Genomic DNA, 15,936 nt, shown 5'->3' with positions numbered 1-15,936 from the left:
TCTTGTCTTTTTTCTGCATTGCTGGTTTGTCAATGATGTATGCTTGTGATCCGAAACCGGAGAACGTAGATGCCGACAACAATAGTGCCGATTCGCTCCATGTGCAAATAGATTCTACCTTAGTGACAACCGATTCTGTCGCTATTGACTCGATAGTTTTAAAAGCACCAAATGGCCAACAGGAAAAAGATGAAATTGATCTGTGGGATCCAACATTATTTGACTCAATTCCAAAATATACCGAAGAGCGTTCGTTTAGAATGGACCCTTATCAGGATATCATCAAAAGGTACGAGACGGACGATTTTGTTTATTCAGAAAATATTAAAGATCGGGTAAGTGCATTACAGCGCATTCTTGCCCGGCTCGCGGATTGGATTGGGAGCATCACCCCAGATAATCCTTATAAATTTCGAGAAGAATTCGGATATGTCTTTGCTTTTTTAGCTGTTATCGCACTAGCCTTTATCCTCTATAAAATACTTTACAACAAGAACCAATATTTTATCAAACATCGTGAGGAAGATAGCGAACTGGACGTTTTAGCGTATGTAGAGCGAAATCTAATGAATAGCAACTTGGAGCCTCATATACAGGAAGCTATTAAAAATAAAAATTATGCTCTGGGAATTAGGTATTTACAGCTACTCAATATTCAGAAGTTGGCTCATGCTGATCATATCAAGTGGAAGCAAAGTAAAACAAACGCTGAATTTGGGCAGGAAATAAGGGACGAGGAAATTCGTCGGGGATTTTTGGAGTGCACACGAATATTTGATTATGTCTGGTTTGGTCAGTTTGAATTAACGGAAGCTAACTTTACCCAATATCAGCAATTGTTTACCCAATATCAAAATCAAATTAAATGAAAGGATCGGTAAAATTTGGATTGATATTATTCGCAATTGTTTTGGTGCTCATTGCGCTTATCGACGCTACAAGTAAGAAACCAATTATCTGGGATCGGACATTTGATGCAAAAGACAAAAATCCCTTTGGAGCCTATGTGTTACGTCAAGAACTTGAACATATCATCGATCAAAAGAATACAACGATTGAGCGGCCATTGTACGAGTATCTAGACAGCGCAAAGAAAACGGACGCTAACTTGTTTTTTTATACCTCTTATTTTTCAATGGGTGAAGCTGCGGAAGATAAATTACTGGATTATGTGAATCGGGGAGGCAAGGCAATGATTGTCGCTGAGGAAATTGATCGTTATTTTTTGGATTCCTTGGGGGTGGAAACGGATAGTTTCTATGGTTACAAAAAAGGGGTAAATATAAAAAACCAAGTACGCGTTCGGCTAATGAATGATAATAATAAAATTCATTACGGTAAATCGGAGCTTGGTGAAGTGTTCAAAAAACTCCCTAAAAATGCAACTATTTTAGGTGCGATTACCTATAAAGAATTTGCACTACCTAACTTCGTGGCGATTCAATTTGGTAAAGGAACAATTTACCTGCATTTGACTCCGGATTTATTTGGAAACTATTACCTGCTGAATTCGGCGTCGCAATATGCTTATGTTGCCAAATCATTATCTTATTTAGATGATAAGCCGCTCGCTTGGTATGATTTTAAAGCAAACATGGACCAATATCGTACGCCTTTGCGTGTGTTGCTTCTGAATGATGGTCTTCGGCAAGCCTGGTATGTTTTGTTGGCGGGGCTGGTTCTTTTACTGGTGTTTAGAAGTAGGCGTGAACAGCGTGCAGTGGCGGTAGTGGCTCCAGAGCCGAACCTCTCAAAGGATTTTTGTGGAACGATTGCTACTTTATATTATGAAAATGGTGTACCCGGGAATATGGTTGCCAAAAAGATAGATTACTTTCTTCACGACCTTAGGAACCGTTTTCATTTAGATACCTTGGCGTTGCGTGAAAACGACTTCAGTGAAGAACTGGCTGAACGGTCTGGAGTCTCTCTGATGGAGACCCAAGCTTTGATCAAGTTGATTGTACGCATGCAGGATGCTAAACAACATGATTTGGTCGATCTTAAATTGATTAATGACACTATAGAAGAGTTTAAACATAAAGCAAAAATGATATGAGTGACTTCGATAAATATATACCTTTTGAAAACCGAATAGATGTATCGGTTTTGTTCGATAAAATGGCTCAGGTGAAAGCAGAGGTCAAAAAAGTAATCGTTGGACAGGATCAATTGATTGATATGCTTCTGATCTCCATTTTGGCTTCTGGGCATTCCCTGATTGAAGGATTGCCAGGGGTTGCAAAAACATTATCTGCAAAATTGATTGCCAAAACCATCGATAGCGAATTCAAACGTATTCAATTCACACCAGATCTAATGCCTTCGGATGTGACGGGATCATCGATATTGGATCTGAAAAGCAATGAATTCGAGTTTCGCAAAGGCCCTATTTTCGCAAACATCGTTTTGATCGATGAAATCAACCGTGCTCCGGCAAAGACGCAGGCTGCGCTTTTTGAAAGTATGGCCGAACAGCAGGCATCGGTTGATGGAACTACTTATCGATTACCCGCTCCTTTTGTTGTTTTTGCGACGCAAAATCCAATCGAACATGAAGGAACTTACCGTCTGCCAGAAGCTCAATTAGATCGCTTCCTGTTTAAAATTAATGTGAGCTATCCAGAGTTTGAGCAGGAAATGGAAATATTAAAAGAACATCATGCCCAAAAGGAAGTCAATAAAGAAGATCAGGTTCAGGCAGTGGTTTCCGCAACAGAAATTTTAGCATTTCAAAAATTGATCAAGTCTATTTTTGTTCATGAGGAGCTGATAACATATATTGCTCAAGTTGTTATAAAAACACGAACTAATCCAAGTTTGACACTCGGAGCCTCACCTAGAGCTTCTATTGCTTTACTGGAATCAGCGAAAGCTTCAGCAGCGGTTAGCGGTAGAGATTTTATTACTCCTGAGGATATTAGAAGGGTGGCATCGGCCGTATTAGGACATCGTGTTATGTTGACGCCAGAAAGAGAAATGGAAGGCTTTACAACAGCCTATGTCATCGACCAAATCATTAATTCTGTTGAAATTCCAAGATAATGAAGAAATTAAGTCAGCTCTTTCTAACAAATCAATTTTTCTACTCGCTATTAAGCGTAGCAACACTCTTTACATTGTCTTTTTTCGTTAAGGAGTTGTTTATTGTAGCTTGGATTGTTTTTTGGATATGGCTGGCAATTTTGGTCTTTGATTTTATTCTCTTATTTTCTGGAAAGGGGAAAATAGAAATCACAAGGGTATATCCTGAAAAGCTCTCCAACGGAGATGAGAACCCAATGAGACTGATTGTGCGTTCTTTTTATCCTTTCCGAACAAAGGTGGAAGTTTTGGAGGAGTTTCCTGTTCAGCTTCAAATTCGCGATAAGGATTTTATGACCCATCTACCCAGCTTTCAGGAATCGGAAATATCATTTTCGCTGCGACCGACCCAGCGGGGGATCTATAAGTTTGGACGTTGTTTGGCACTAGTGATGCGTCTTGGATTTTTCAAAAGAAGATTTGTCACTAATCAGGAAGAAGAAATACCCTGTTACCCATCTTATATACAGTTAAGAAAGTATCAGCTTTTGGCGACAAGTAATAGACTGAATGAACTCGGGATAAAACGTATTCGACGGATTGGATCGGCCATGGAATTTGATCATGTTCGCGATTATGTTCAAGGCGATGACTACCGTCACATGAATTGGAAAGCATCTGCGAAAGTGAAAAAGTTGATGGTCAACCAATATGAAGAAGAGAAGTCGCAGCCGATCTATTCTTTTATCGATCTAGGGAGGGCAATGCGTATGCCTTTCAACGGCCTGAGCTTATTAGATTATGCTATCAATGCTTCGTTGGTTCTTTCGAATGCAACGATATTAAAGCAGGACCGCGCGGGCTTATTAACCTTTTCAAAGGATATCAATGCATTTATACCCGCTGAGAAAAGGAATAATCAGATGCTTAAAATTTCAGAGTCACTCTATAAGGTATCGACTAAATTTGAAGAATCGGAATTTGGAAAACTGTATAGTTATGCCAATGCGCATATCAATAAGCGTTCACTAATTTTTCTTTACACCAATTTTGAGACCTTAGATTCCCTTAAACGGCAGATAAATTACCTGACTATGCTGAATAGAAGTCATATAATCGTCGTCGTCGTATTTAAAAATGTGGAGGTAGAGGATCTGGCTAAAAGTGTACCGAAAAAGACGATAGATATCTATAATCAAATCATTGCTGAGAAGTTTATCTATGAGAAGCAGCTTATTGTACAGGAGCTTATCCGTCATGGATTTCAGACTATTTATACTGCGCCGGAAAATTTAACCATCAATTCCATCAATAAATACCTTGAAATTAAGGCACGAGGACTTATTTGATGATCGAGGTGTCTTTGACCATAACTTTCGTCCAAAGGTGCTGATATTTTTCAATTGCTTTTAAATGGACTGGATGTGTCTCATAGCTTGTTATATCTTTAAGATCTTTAAATGTAACAATCAACGTGTAGTCAAAACTATTGTCTACTACAGGCCTCGGGTTTGTTTGAGCAGGTACGCCGTAGTGGAGTGTCTGAATTACGTCGATTTTCCGAAGCTCCTCAAAAAACTGGGTAAAATTCATTTTGTCTTTTTCACTGATATCTTTCTTAAGCCAGAAATTAACCACGTGGACGATGGTATTGGTCTGAATATCTTGGCTGGGGTGAACTGGATGAGCCCATGTTGGGGCAGTCATAAGCACCATAGGTGCCATAAGAAAATTGCGTCTTTTCATGATTGAAACGGTTTAGAACTATGAAGATACAAAACGTTCCTGATTTCACAAGTATCAATTATAAGGAAAGCGAAAATGGGCTCTTCTGCGCATGAAAATTAGACCTGTTCATTAAAAATACAAAGGGNNCCCTTTGTATTTTTAATGAACTTGGTGGTCTTATAGACCAAATTCTGCTTTCACCTTCTCGATATAATCCAGTTTTTCCCAAGTAAATAGTTCAACTTCAACCTGCTTTTTCTCGCCTGTCGAGCTTTCAAATTCTTTTATTACTTTTTTGGGTGTTCTTCCCATGTGTCCATAAGCTGCTGTTTCTGAGTAGATTGGATTTCTCAGTCCCAAACGCGTTTCAATCCCGTATGGAGTCATGTCAAATAAATGGGCAATTTTTTCAGCAATTTGACCATCGGTTAAATTTACTTTGCTCGTTCCATACGTATTTACATAGATACCCATCGGATCTTTTACACCGATCGCATAAGAAATTTGTACGAGAATCTCATCCGCGACCCCTGCGGCCACTAAGTTTTTGGCAATATGGCGTGTCGCATATGCTGCAGACCGGTCCACTTTAGATGGATCTTTTCCTGAGAAAGCACCGCCACCATGTGCACCTCTCCCCCCGTAGGTGTCCACAATTATTTTTCGGCCCGTAAGACCTGTGTCTCCATGGGGCCCGCCGATAACGAATTTTCCAGTAGGATTGATATGAAACTTAATTTCATCGTTAAATAACACTTGAAGTTCTGGCTTTAATTGTGCTTTGACACGAGGAATTAAGATCGTTTTGATGTCGTGTGTAATTTTGTCCAACATCGCTTGCTCTGTATCAAAGTCGTCATGTTGTGTCGAGATGACAATGGCATCAATTCTTTTCGGTTTGTGATCGTCGCTATATTCCAGTGTAACTTGAGATTTCGCATCAGGTCGTAAATACTTGATTTCGTTATTTTCGCGACGCAACTCCGCCAATTCATACAGTAAGCGATGAGATAGGTCCAATGCCAAAGGCATAAAATTTTCGGTTTCGTTATTCGCATAACCAAACATAATCCCCTGGTCACCTGCACCTTGCTCTTGCCGTGTTTTACGGTCTACACCTTGGTTAATGTCCGCAGATTGCTCGTGAATCGCGGATAATACGCCACAAGAATTTGCTTCAAACATATATTCAGATTTGGTATAGCCAATCTTTTGAATTACCGAACGTGCTATCTTCTGAACATCGAGGTATATGTTTGATTTAACTTCCCCGGCGAGGACCACTTGTCCTGTTGTTACCAACGTTTCAATAGCGACACGAGAATCCTCGTCCCATGCTAAAAAATTGTCTATTAATGCATCTGAAATTTGATCCGCAATTTTGTCTGGATGCCCTTCAGAAACAGATTCCGACGTAAATAAATAAGCCATTCTTTACCTGATTTTAAATATTGGATTTGCGCTAGAATGAATTAACAGCAAAGTGATAAGCGCCGTGATAGCGAAGGGTTTTAGCACTTTTTTACTGTGGTTGCAATCTCCTTGTCGTTGCTTTTGTGATGCAACAGCACGCAAATCAGTCCACATTCTATTTTTTATGCGACAAAGCTACAATACTTTAAGGATTATTTAAAATCAAATTTATATTTTAATTTAAAAAGTATAGTCACATACTTTAAGATGCACAAAGATTACATTATTTTAAGAAATTCGTAATTTCCGCTATCTTTGGGATATGTCAGAACGTAAACAAATATTGTTTGTTATTAATCCGATTTCAGGAGGAAAGCACAAAACATCTTTTAAAAAGCAGGTGTTAGATGTGCTTGATCTACAAAAATTTGATCCTACTTTTCAACAGACAGCTAGACCGAATCATGCCTATGAAATTGGGTTGAAAGCCATTGAAGAAGGATATGATGCGGTTATAGCCGTGGGAGGCGATGGAACAATCAATGAATTGGGATCAGCTTTGGTTGGGTCTGGAATTCCATTGGGGATTATTCCTGAGGGTTCGGGCAACGGTTTGGCGCTTTACTTGGGCGTACCTATGAATGAAGCTGCAGCTATCCGCCGGATTAATCGTTTTGAATCAATCGAGGTGGACTGTGGTGTTATCAATGAAAGAAGATTTTTTAATATTGCTGGTTTGGGATTCGATGCATCCGTGAGCGAAAATTTTGCTAATGAAAATATTCGTGGACCGTTGGGATACATGAAATCAGTGTTTAATGTGCTCAGTAAATATCAACCCGCACATTACAAATTAACCATCGATGGAAAAGTGTACGAAAGACAGGCTTTTATGATCAGTGTAGCGAATTCTCCTCAATATGGAAATAACGCCTATATTGCGCCGCAGGCTTCAGTGAATGATGGTATTTTAGATGTCTGTATTGTGCACAAATTCCCACTTTATATATTGCCAAAGATGATTTTTCATCTGTTTAACAAATCGGCAGATCAATCCAGTTATGTAGAGATCATTCCTGGGAAGAATATACGGATTGAGGTGGATAAGATTTCACCAGTACACGTCGATGGGGAACCAATCGAACTGGGAGATAAACTGGATATTTCCATTATGCCAAAAGCCTTAAAAATAATTTGCTAAGATCATGAGTAAAAATAAAAAACAGTCTTATGAAGGGGTTGTCTATTCCACAGATGATAGCTTCAATTATCAATTATCTGATTTTTTTCAGGAACAGGATACTTTACCAACGAATCAGCAAAACTTGAAAGTACAGCTTGATCGCAAAATGCGGAAAGGAAAAGTTGTTACGTTGATCACAGGGTTTGTAGGAAAAACCGAAGACCTGGAAATTTTAGGTAAATTGTTGAAACAGAAGTGCGGAGTGGGCGGAACCGTAAAGGATGGCGAGATCATCATCCAGGGGGAGTTTAAACAAAAGATCTACGAGTTGTTACTTAAAGAGGGATATCGCGTAAAATTAGTGGGTGGTTAAACAAGTATTGCGAGAATATTCAGATTAAATCTAATGAATTGTTTATTAGGCAAGTATGGTTTGTGTGTAACCTGTGTGTTTGTTTGATAATATGAGTAATCACTTACTTTTTGTAATTTAAAATCTTTGATTTTCTTGCATATCAAAAAAAAAATGGCTTTCATTGTAAAATAATTATTGCGAATAAGCGATTTAGCAATGAGAAACAATGATTATATAACGGGAGCTGCTGAGAAAAATAACACACATTAACGGTGTTTCAGTTTAAAAAAACAAATTTGATTTTTTTTACATATTTAAGAGGAATATTTTAAATTTGACATTAAATATTAAATTTGCTTTGCAAATTGATTTCAAAAGCGAATAGGAGTACATATAATTTAAACAACATTATATATTTAAACAACAGTAAAAAACTAAAAATTAGAAAAATGGCAAACGCACCTAAAACTGCTGCAAAACAAGAGAGCAACAACGGAGGATCTTTCTTTGCTCAAGCTGCAATCATCATCTGTTTCATCGTGGGTTTCTGTGTATGGAAATTTGTGATGGGTAATCCAACTAACTTCGTTGATAACAATCCAGAAAATGCTCCTAACCCAGGTAACTATTTAGGAATGGTTTACCATGCTGGGGCTATCGTACCTGTTTTGCTTGGTTTATTCTTAATGGTATGGGTTTTCTCGGTAGAACGTTTTATCGTTATCAACAAAGCTTCTGGTACTGGAAACGTTGGAAACTTTGTTCGTAAAATCCAAACGTTGATTAATGGTGGAAACATCGATTCAGCTATTGCTGAGTGTGACAAACAAAAAGGTTCAGTAGCAAACGTTGTGAAAGCTGGTTTATTGAAGTACAAATCAGTATCCGTAGATCCTGAAGTGAACACTGAAAAAGCGGCTATTGCAATCCAAAAAGAAATCGAAGAAACAACTGCATTGGAAATGCCTATGTTAGAGAAAAACTTAAACGTTATCGCTACATTAGTTTCTATCGGTACATTATGTGGTCTATTGGGTACGGTAACAGGTATGATCAAAGCCTTCTCGGCATTGGCAACAGGTGGTGCTCCAGATTCAGCTAAATTGGCGAACGGTATCTCTGAGGCCTTGATCAATACAGCAACTGGTATCGCGACATCAACATTCGCTATCGTATTGTATAACATCTTTACTGCAAAAATCGATAAATTAACTTACTCTATCGACGAAGCTGGTTTCTCAATCGTACAAACATACGCTGCAAACCACAAATAAGAACTATGATGAAAATATTTGATTTTTTTAAATTTAGTTTATGGAAATCAAATATTAAAATCATCATAGGATAGAAGATTGAGTTTTTAATTTAAAAAGAAGAATTTAAAATGGGTAAAGCAAAAGTAAAAAGAGCCAGTACGTCGATCGACATGACAGCGATGTGTGACGTATCGTTCTTGCTGCTTACGTTCTTCGTCTTAACGGCGACAGCGCGCCAACCGGAAGCATTGACGGTGGATACCCCAGCATCGACTACGAAAGATAAGTTACCTGATTCAAATGTAGGTATGATCACAATAGGCGATCAAGGTAAAGTTTTCTTCGGTACGACTGATCAACAAGTTCGTGTAAAAGCACTAGAAAGAATGTCAGCAAAGTATGGCGTTGGCTTTTCGCAAGAAGATTACGATCGTTTCAAATTGATGGAAAACTTTGGTGTACCAATGTCTAAATTGAAAGGGTTATTGGCCTTAGACGGAAGTAAGCGTACAGAAAAAGGCGTGCAAACTGGTATTCCTATTGATAGTACTGAAAACACTTCAAATGAGTTGTATTATTGGGTTCAAAATACTCGCCTCGCAGCTGAAGAAGTGAATAAGGAAAAAGAAGCATCGGATAAAAATTTCGTGCATCCTGGACCTTTGAAGATGGCTATCAAAGCAGATGCGAATGAAAAATATCCTTCGGTTAATTTAGTTATTGAAACATTGCGTAATCAAAAGCAAAACAAATTTAGTTTCATAACGGGCATGCGTGCTGAGGACAAATAATTGACGATTTAATAAGAACAAACGATGGCAGAATTAAATCAGGATAGTGGTAAAAAAGGAAAAGGCGGGAAAGTAAGATCCAAAAAAAATGGGGGTAAGGTAGACCTTACAGCCATGGTGGATCTGGCCTTCTTGTTGATCACCTTCTTCATGTTGACCACGTCCTTAAATAAACCGCAGGCAATGGATGTGGCTATGCCAGACAAAAATAAAATTAAAGAAGAACAAAAAGATGAACTGCTTACGGCAGATAATCGTTCCCTTACAATTTTATTGGGTTCTGACAACAAAGTCTCTTGGGTATATGGTCAAGTAGCTAATCCGATCGAAGGGCCTACTGTTGCTGGTTATGGCGCAGATGGGATCCGTAAGGTCTTGATGGAGAAAAAGGCTTATGTACCTCGCGTTTCAGGCGGTAAAGACATGATTGTAATCATACGTCCTAGTGAAAAATGTACACAACGAAATCTGGTTGATATTCTTGACGAGATGAAAATTGTAGACGTTAAACGCTATATGATCGGAAAGATTACACCAGAAGAAGTCGAAGTGTTAAAACGTGACAATATCTATAATGATTAGTTATTAGATTGACACATAAAACTAAAATAAAATGATAGGGTCAAAATTAGATATTTTTAAGAAAGAATGGCTTGACGTCGTTTTTCAGGGCAGAAACAGGGAGTATGGAGCCTACGAGCTTCGTAAACTTGCGCCCAAAGCGACTAACAGGGGGCTTCTTGTCGTTATCGGCATTGTGGCCATAGCCAGTTTCCTTAGCGTTTTCGGAAGTAAGCTGTTCCCGAAGAAGCCTGTAGAGGCACCTCCGGCAGTCACTGAAGTTACGTTGGAAGACCTTGAAGAAATCAAGCCACCAGAACCGCCAGAAGAGGAACCGCTTCCACAAGAACCGGAAGAGAAACCTCAACAAGTGGCCATGGATGTACCGAAAGAAGATTTGGTTCGTTTCCCTGAACCTAAAGTAGCTCCTGCAAACAAAGTTGTAGAAGAAGTTGCTTCTCAGGAAGAATTGAAGGATCCAAATAAAACTCCAGCGCGTATTACCTTGAAAGGTAGTCCGACAGGTACTTCGGTTGCCCGTGGTGAATTCGGTTCAAAGAAACAAGATGGTGCGATCACTGGAGCAAAAAAAGGAGATCCGAATGGTAATGGAGATGAAATTCTTCCATTTAATGCCATTGAGGTTCAACCAATGCCTGTAGGTGGTATGCAAGCATTTATGTCGTGGGTAGGTTCGAACTACGAGTATCCTGCCGCCGCAACAGAAAATGGTGTAAATGGTGTAGTTGAGGTATCGTTCGTCGTAGAAAAAGATGGTAGCTTGACAGACATCAATATCAAACGTGATTTGAAATATGGTACTGGTGATGCAGCTGTAAGGTTGCTTAAGAAAGCGAAGAAATGGAAACCAGGAATTCAAAATGGTCGTCCAGTTCGTGTAGCGTATACTTTACCAATTCGATTGAACCTGCAAAATTAGAATGACAAATTTTAATTCAAATAGTAGTTCAAATTATAGACAGAAATCGCCTCTGAAGCGGTTTCTGTCTATTTTAGGACTTTTTATGTTTGGCTTTTATTTTGTTTTGGGCCTTTTGATTATATTCTGGGACAATTTTCCGATTGAAATTAATCCAACTTACAAAACAATTTTTGGCGTCGTATTGATTCTGTATTCATTTATGCGGTTTGTGCGGCTTTGGCAAAATAATTTTAATTAAGCGCCTCTTTCTTTTAGTTTTAACCAACTCTCTCTTCAAAAGTTAAACTATTCTTTATTTAAACTGTCTTATTTTATGATGTATCGTATGAGAAAATATAAAATGATTCTTATGATGCTAGGCGTCTGTATGGGAGTATTTGTTTCGTGCAAAAATAAAACGAAGAGTACAAAGGAAGGAGAGGATATTCTAACGGGTAAACTTCCGGTTATTGTTGATCAGACTTTGTTGCCTATCATCCAAGAATCTGCGGATGTTTTTGAAAGTTCTTATCCAAATTCAAGTTTGGAGTTGATCGCTAGGCCCGAGATTAAAGCGGTAAATGCTTTGCTTTCTGATTCGGCTTACGTTGTTGTATTGACGAGAAAATTGACAAACGAGGAAGGTAGCTACTTTCAGAAGCGCGGTATTCAGCCGAAAATCTTTCAAATAGCTTCCGATGCAGTTGTACTAGTCAATAATCGCAATAGTAAGGATACTATTATGTCACAAAAAGACGTTAAGTCTTTGTTGGAAGGTAATTTAGCAGGGCAACGGTTGATCTTTGATAATGCCAATTCGAGTACACTACGGTATTTGAAAGATTATTTCAAATTAAACAAAATTGATCCGAAAGCTGTTTCAGCAATGAAGGATAGTGAGGAAGTGATGAAATACGTCAGTGATAATGCGAATACAGTGGGTGTTATTGGCTACAATTGGTATTTGAAAGCTGTAGAAAAAAATTCGAATTTATTGGATAAAATTCGTACATTGAGCATCGGAAGTAGGGATCAAGGGGGTGAAAAGATCAATTTCTATAGACCATCTCAATCGACTATAGCTGATGGCGTATACCCTTTTGTGAGGCCTGTCTACATTATGAATTATCAGCCAAATATGGGCTTAGGTTTGGGTTTTAGTGCTTTTTTGACAGGCGATCGCGGACAGCGAATCGTTTTGAAAGCGGGATTGGTTCCTGCCACAATGCCTGGGCGTGAGATCATTATTAGAGATGAAAGTTATATTAAATAGATAATAAATAGTACAAAAATAGATTATGACAAACAGCAAATTATTATTTAGTCTTTTATTGGCCGGATCTGTGGGCACAGTAAGTGCACAAAGTTTGAAAGATGCTAGAGCAGCCATCGAGGCTGAAAATTATGGTAAAGCTAAAACTATCCTTCAACAGTTAGTGACTAAGCAACCTAAGAATGGAGATAATTATTTCTATTTGGGTCAAATTTATTTGGTAAACGACAGAGCGGATTCTGCCGCTACGATTTTCAACCAAGGTTTGGCCGCTGATCCAAAGGCTACAATCAATAATGTAGGTTTGGGTTATGTTGACTTAATGAAAAAGGATAAGGCAAGTGCGGAATCTAAATTCGCTTTGGCAACGGCAAAATTAGGTAAAAAGGATTATGAGCCATTGTTGGAGATCGGTCGTGCATATATCAATGCACCTGAACCTGATTATGCAAAAGCGTTAGAGTATCTCACACAGGCGAAGGAAAAAAACAAAAAAGATGTTGCTATTCCTATCGCGTTAGGTGATGCGTATCGCGGCTTGAAAGAAGGATCTTTGGCTTATACTAGCTATGGTGAAGCGACGGATATCGATCCGAATTCGGTTCAAGCTAAAGTTGGACAAGCGGTAATTGTACGGGGTGCACAAGCTTTTGATGAAGCCATCACGCAATTAGAAGCTATCGCGGCGGAGACGCCAACTTATGCTCCTACTTATCGTGAGTTAGCTGAGACTTACAACCAATGGTCGAGGTTGCCAGGCACTTCTGATGAGAAATATGTTGAGTTAAATAAAAAGGGTGTTGAGCAATATAAGAAATATCTTGAAGTTGCTGGCGATAACTCGTTGGAAGCAAAAATCCGCTATGCCGATTTCCTTGTTTATGCACGTCAGTACGATGATTTGAAGGTAGTTTCGGAGGAATTAGCGCAAAATCCTTCTGTAGATCCAAAAATCTACCGTTACTTAGGTTATATCGCTTTCCAAAAAGCTAAAGATTATCCAAAAGCATTGGAGTATTTGAATCAGATGTTCAGCAAAATGGAGAAAGATCGTGTAATTCCATTGGATTATATGTATTTGGGTATGTCTGAAATCGCTGCTAATAGTCCAAAACATGTAGAGGGTGGTGCAGACAGCACAGCCACAGCCGCACCGGTGTTGACGCCTGAGAATGAGGCAAATATTCAAAAAGGTATTGCTGATATTAAAAAAGCAATTGATTTAGACAAAGAGCTTTTGGGCGAAACTGCAGAGCTGGCTTTTGCTAAATATCAAGAGCAAGAATTGCAGACGGCGGCCTCTCTTTTTGAACTAGTGGCGTCTTACACAGATAATAAAACGTATTTGTTTGATGCAAATTATTATGCTGGTGAAGCTTACTATCAAATCGGTGCTAAAGAAGATGCAGGTAGTAAAAACGAGGAGCAAGTTGTGGTTAATCAGGAGCTTAGAGATAAAGCCATAGCTGATTTACAAAAAGCACAGACGTTCTTATCAGTAATTGAAACAACTGACAATAAAGAAGCGCAAGATAAATATTTGATCAATGCACTTTATTACAAAGCTTTTGCTGCTTTAACAGCAGATAACCTGGAGCAACCTAAAGGTGATTTCGTAGCTTCATTCCAAAAATTGATTGAAACAATCAATCAACGTGGTGCACAAGAGAAAAATAAGAATTATTTAATAGACGCAAATACGTATATCGGTCTTTACTATTACGTGAAACAAGATCTTCCTAAAGCGAAGGAAAGTTTCCAAAAAGTATTAGCTATAGATCCAGCGAATGAAGCTGTTAAAGGTTACTTAGAAGGTTTAAAATAAGCTTAAGTAAAATCATTCTAAATTAGGCGTAGATAGTAATATCTACGCCTTTTTTGTTTTGTTTTTTACCATGGAATCTCTATATTTAAAGATAGTTACCAATATAAATTTTAGTTGAGATGGAGCAAGCCAATAGTATGCCGATAGACTACTTGCCGATATTTATACAGCTTTTAGTAGCTGTGGGATTTGGAGTAAGTACGATAATTATTACACATCTTATCGGACCAAAGGTCCGCACAGAAAACAAGCTTGGAGCTTTTGAGTCAGGGATTGAAGTTATCGGAAATGCGAGGCAGCCGTTCTCAATCAAATATTTCTTGGTGGCCATCCTATTTGTGATATTTGATGTGGAGGTCATTTTTATGTACCCTTGGGCTGTAAACTTTCGTGATATGGGATTGCAAGGCTTGATAGAGATGTTTATTTTCATGGGACTGCTTTTATTAGGCTTTATCTATGTGATTAAGAAAAAAGCATTAAACTGGGACTAGATGTCCTCATTATGGTTGGTTTTTGGCCAACGATACTAAACCTATAAATCGACTTTTCATGAGTGATATAAAATTAGCACAAGCTCCCCCGGGAGTAGAAGGCGCAGGTTTTTTTGCGACGAGTTTAGATAAAGCCATCGGCTTGGCGCGAGCCAACTCGTTATGGCCTTTGCCGTTCGCCACATCCTGTTGCGGTATCGAGTTTATGGCTACAATGGGTTCAACCTATGATTTGGCAAGGTTTGGCGCCGAAAGACCTAGCTTTTCACCGCGGCAGGCAGATATGCTATTGGTCATGGGTACTATTGCAAAGAAGATGGCGCCTGTGCTAAGGCAGGTGTATGTGCAGATGGCTGAGCCGCGTTGGGTAATCGCTGTAGGGGCCTGTGCCTCTAGCGGTGGAATCTTCGATACTTATTCTGTGCTGCAGGGGATCGATGAAATTATACCGGTCGATGTTTATGTGCCGGGTTGTCCCCCTCGCCCCGAAGCAATTTTGGATGGAGTATTGCGTTTGCAGGACATCGTGAAGAATGAATCCTTGAACCGGAGAAATACGCCAGAATATAAGGCATTGCTTGAAAAGTACGGAATTCATACAAATAAATAAACGATGGAAAACAGTTTTTTATTGGATAAGCTCGAAGAGAATTTTCCCGCAAAGATTCAAGAAATTCCGGATGCTCACGATCTATTGACCGTCATTGTTGAAAAAGAAGACCTGATCGAAGTGCTTCGTTTCCTGAAGTCGGGTAGTGAGCTGCAGTTTATCCATCTGACCGATATTACAGCAGTACATTATCCGCATTTGGAGAAGGAATTTGCTGTCGTTTATCATATCCATAGTCTAGTTCATAATATACGGATACGGGTGAAAGTGTTTTTACAAGGTCCGAATCCTGAGATTCCAACTGCGACTGTGGTTTGGAAAGGTGCGAATTGGATGGAGCGTGAAACTTATGACTTTTTTGGTGTCAATTTTATAGGACACCCCGATCTGAGAAGAATTTTGAATGTTGATGATATGGAGGTATTTCCTATGCGTAAGGAATATCCTTTGGAAGATCCAAATCGCGTAGATAAAAAAGATTTGTATTTCGGCCGTTAAAGT

General features: G+C 38.9%; 17 protein-coding genes. 15 read left to right on the top strand and 2 right to left on the bottom strand.

Features of this window, described 5'->3' with window-relative positions; genetic code table 11:
* The first annotated feature begins 32 nt into the window (after positions 1-32).
* From B3139_RS20030 to B3139_RS20015, 4 genes are read left to right on the top strand one after another with little or no spacing between them, the layout of a single operon-like run.
* The gene (locus tag B3139_RS20030) at positions 33-869 is read left to right on the top strand and encodes a DUF4129 domain-containing protein (protein WP_293885253.1); all 837 of its coding nucleotides are present in this window, start codon (positions 33-35) and stop codon (positions 867-869) included.
* Positions 866-2,059 carry a DUF4350 domain-containing protein gene (locus B3139_RS20025; RefSeq protein WP_293885252.1) on the top strand — a complete coding sequence of 398 codons (1,194 nt, stop codon included), beginning with the start codon at positions 866-868 and terminating at the stop codon, positions 2,057-2,059. Before B3139_RS20030 ends, B3139_RS20025 begins: the two co-directional genes overlap by 4 nt.
* Positions 2,056-3,045 carry an AAA family ATPase gene (locus B3139_RS20020; RefSeq protein WP_293885250.1) on the top strand — a complete coding sequence of 330 codons (990 nt, stop codon included), beginning with the start codon at positions 2,056-2,058 and terminating at the stop codon, positions 3,043-3,045. Before B3139_RS20025 ends, B3139_RS20020 begins: the two co-directional genes overlap by 4 nt.
* Positions 3,045-4,373, top strand: coding sequence for a DUF58 domain-containing protein (locus B3139_RS20015; protein WP_293885248.1), 1,329 nt, complete (start codon positions 3,045-3,047; stop codon positions 4,371-4,373). The genes B3139_RS20020 and B3139_RS20015 overlap by 1 nt, the downstream gene beginning before the upstream one ends.
* Here B3139_RS20015 and B3139_RS20010 read toward each other — a convergent pair.
* Both B3139_RS20010 and metK read right to left on the bottom strand, forming a co-directional pair.
* On the bottom strand, positions 4,366-4,770 hold the full coding sequence (locus tag B3139_RS20010) for a Dabb family protein (protein ID WP_293885246.1): 405 nt from the start codon (positions 4,768-4,770) through the stop codon (positions 4,366-4,368). The genes B3139_RS20015 and B3139_RS20010 overlap by 8 nt on opposite strands.
* Before the next feature lie 159 nt (positions 4,771-4,929).
* The gene (gene metK, locus B3139_RS20005) at positions 4,930-6,183 is read right to left on the bottom strand and encodes a methionine adenosyltransferase (protein WP_209578287.1); all 1,254 of its coding nucleotides are present in this window, start codon (positions 6,181-6,183) and stop codon (positions 4,930-4,932) included.
* Between the two features lie 304 nt (positions 6,184-6,487).
* Between metK and B3139_RS20000 the strand changes: the two genes are divergently transcribed.
* The 11 genes from B3139_RS20000 (at position 6,488) to B3139_RS19950 (ending at position 15,933) form a co-directional block, all read left to right on the top strand.
* The gene (locus B3139_RS20000) at positions 6,488-7,366 is read left to right on the top strand and encodes a diacylglycerol/lipid kinase family protein (RefSeq protein WP_293885244.1); all 879 of its coding nucleotides are present in this window, start codon (positions 6,488-6,490) and stop codon (positions 7,364-7,366) included.
* Between the two features lie 4 nt (positions 7,367-7,370).
* The gene (locus tag B3139_RS19995; protein ID WP_293885243.1) at positions 7,371-7,721 is read left to right on the top strand and encodes a translation initiation factor; all 351 of its coding nucleotides are present in this window, start codon (positions 7,371-7,373) and stop codon (positions 7,719-7,721) included.
* A 431-nt stretch (positions 7,722-8,152) separates the two neighbouring features.
* A complete protein-coding gene (locus B3139_RS19990) occupies positions 8,153-8,977 on the top strand; it encodes a MotA/TolQ/ExbB proton channel family protein (protein WP_209578290.1) in 825 nt (274 codons plus the stop codon).
* Positions 8,978-9,087: 110 nt separating this feature from the next.
* Positions 9,088-9,750 (top strand): ExbD/TolR family protein, encoded by a 663-nt coding sequence (locus B3139_RS19985; RefSeq protein WP_209578291.1) that lies wholly within the window; start codon positions 9,088-9,090, stop codon positions 9,748-9,750.
* A gap of 24 nt (positions 9,751-9,774) precedes the next feature.
* The gene (locus tag B3139_RS19980) at positions 9,775-10,332 is read left to right on the top strand and encodes an ExbD/TolR family protein (protein WP_209578292.1); all 558 of its coding nucleotides are present in this window, start codon (positions 9,775-9,777) and stop codon (positions 10,330-10,332) included.
* 31 nt (positions 10,333-10,363) lie between these two features.
* A complete protein-coding gene (locus B3139_RS19975; protein WP_209578293.1) occupies positions 10,364-11,251 on the top strand; it encodes an energy transducer TonB in 888 nt (295 codons plus the stop codon).
* 328 nt (positions 11,252-11,579) lie between these two features.
* Entirely contained in the window at positions 11,580-12,506 is a 927-nt protein-coding gene (locus tag B3139_RS19970; RefSeq protein WP_293885241.1) for a PstS family phosphate ABC transporter substrate-binding protein, read from the top strand.
* Positions 12,507-12,531: 25 nt separating this feature from the next.
* Positions 12,532-14,331 carry a tetratricopeptide repeat protein gene (locus B3139_RS19965; RefSeq protein ID WP_293885239.1) on the top strand — a complete coding sequence of 600 codons (1,800 nt, stop codon included), beginning with the start codon at positions 12,532-12,534 and terminating at the stop codon, positions 14,329-14,331.
* A gap of 119 nt (positions 14,332-14,450) precedes the next feature.
* Positions 14,451-14,825 carry an NADH-quinone oxidoreductase subunit A gene (locus B3139_RS19960; protein ID WP_209578296.1) on the top strand — a complete coding sequence of 125 codons (375 nt, stop codon included), beginning with the start codon at positions 14,451-14,453 and terminating at the stop codon, positions 14,823-14,825.
* A 58-nt stretch (positions 14,826-14,883) separates the two neighbouring features.
* Entirely contained in the window at positions 14,884-15,435 is a 552-nt protein-coding gene (locus B3139_RS19955) for an NADH-quinone oxidoreductase subunit B (RefSeq protein ID WP_293885237.1), read from the top strand.
* Positions 15,436-15,438: 3 nt separating this feature from the next.
* Positions 15,439-15,933 (top strand): NADH-quinone oxidoreductase subunit C, encoded by a 495-nt coding sequence (locus tag B3139_RS19950; RefSeq protein WP_293885235.1) that lies wholly within the window; start codon positions 15,439-15,441, stop codon positions 15,931-15,933.
* Positions 15,934-15,936: the final 3 nt, after the last annotated feature.

Source organism: Sphingobacterium sp. UBA1498 (assembly GCF_002325125.1).
Classification (GTDB): Bacteria; Bacteroidota; Bacteroidia; order Sphingobacteriales; family Sphingobacteriaceae; genus Sphingobacterium.
Note: the sequence above shows the minus strand (reverse complement) of the source record. Positions and strands in the feature narration are given on the sequence as shown.

Excerpts from the sequence above, each read along its gene's own strand:
- B3139_RS20030 (WP_293885253.1), top strand. The coding sequence starts at position 33 with ATGATGTATGCTTGTGATCCGAAACCGGAGAACGTAGATGCCGACAAC.
- B3139_RS20025 (WP_293885252.1), top strand. The coding sequence starts at position 866 with ATGAAAGGATCGGTAAAATTTGGATTGATATTATTCGCAATTGTTTTG.
- B3139_RS20020 (WP_293885250.1), top strand. The coding sequence starts at position 2,056 with ATGAGTGACTTCGATAAATATATACCTTTTGAAAACCGAATAGATGTA.
- B3139_RS20015 (WP_293885248.1), top strand. The coding sequence starts at position 3,045 with ATGAAGAAATTAAGTCAGCTCTTTCTAACAAATCAATTTTTCTACTCG.
- B3139_RS20010 (WP_293885246.1), bottom strand. The coding sequence starts at position 4,770 with ATGAAAAGACGCAATTTTCTTATGGCACCTATGGTGCTTATGACTGCC.
- metK (WP_209578287.1), bottom strand. The coding sequence starts at position 6,183 with ATGGCTTATTTATTTACGTCGGAATCTGTTTCTGAAGGGCATCCAGAC.
- B3139_RS20000 (WP_293885244.1), top strand. The coding sequence starts at position 6,488 with ATGTCAGAACGTAAACAAATATTGTTTGTTATTAATCCGATTTCAGGA.
- B3139_RS19995 (WP_293885243.1), top strand. The coding sequence starts at position 7,371 with ATGAGTAAAAATAAAAAACAGTCTTATGAAGGGGTTGTCTATTCCACA.
- B3139_RS19990 (WP_209578290.1), top strand. The coding sequence starts at position 8,153 with ATGGCAAACGCACCTAAAACTGCTGCAAAACAAGAGAGCAACAACGGA.
- B3139_RS19985 (WP_209578291.1), top strand. The coding sequence starts at position 9,088 with ATGGGTAAAGCAAAAGTAAAAAGAGCCAGTACGTCGATCGACATGACA.
- B3139_RS19980 (WP_209578292.1), top strand. The coding sequence starts at position 9,775 with ATGGCAGAATTAAATCAGGATAGTGGTAAAAAAGGAAAAGGCGGGAAA.
- B3139_RS19975 (WP_209578293.1), top strand. The coding sequence starts at position 10,364 with ATGATAGGGTCAAAATTAGATATTTTTAAGAAAGAATGGCTTGACGTC.
- B3139_RS19970 (WP_293885241.1), top strand. The coding sequence starts at position 11,580 with ATGAGAAAATATAAAATGATTCTTATGATGCTAGGCGTCTGTATGGGA.
- B3139_RS19965 (WP_293885239.1), top strand. The coding sequence starts at position 12,532 with ATGACAAACAGCAAATTATTATTTAGTCTTTTATTGGCCGGATCTGTG.
- B3139_RS19960 (WP_209578296.1), top strand. The coding sequence starts at position 14,451 with ATGGAGCAAGCCAATAGTATGCCGATAGACTACTTGCCGATATTTATA.
- B3139_RS19955 (WP_293885237.1), top strand. The coding sequence starts at position 14,884 with ATGAGTGATATAAAATTAGCACAAGCTCCCCCGGGAGTAGAAGGCGCA.
- B3139_RS19950 (WP_293885235.1), top strand. The coding sequence starts at position 15,439 with ATGGAAAACAGTTTTTTATTGGATAAGCTCGAAGAGAATTTTCCCGCA.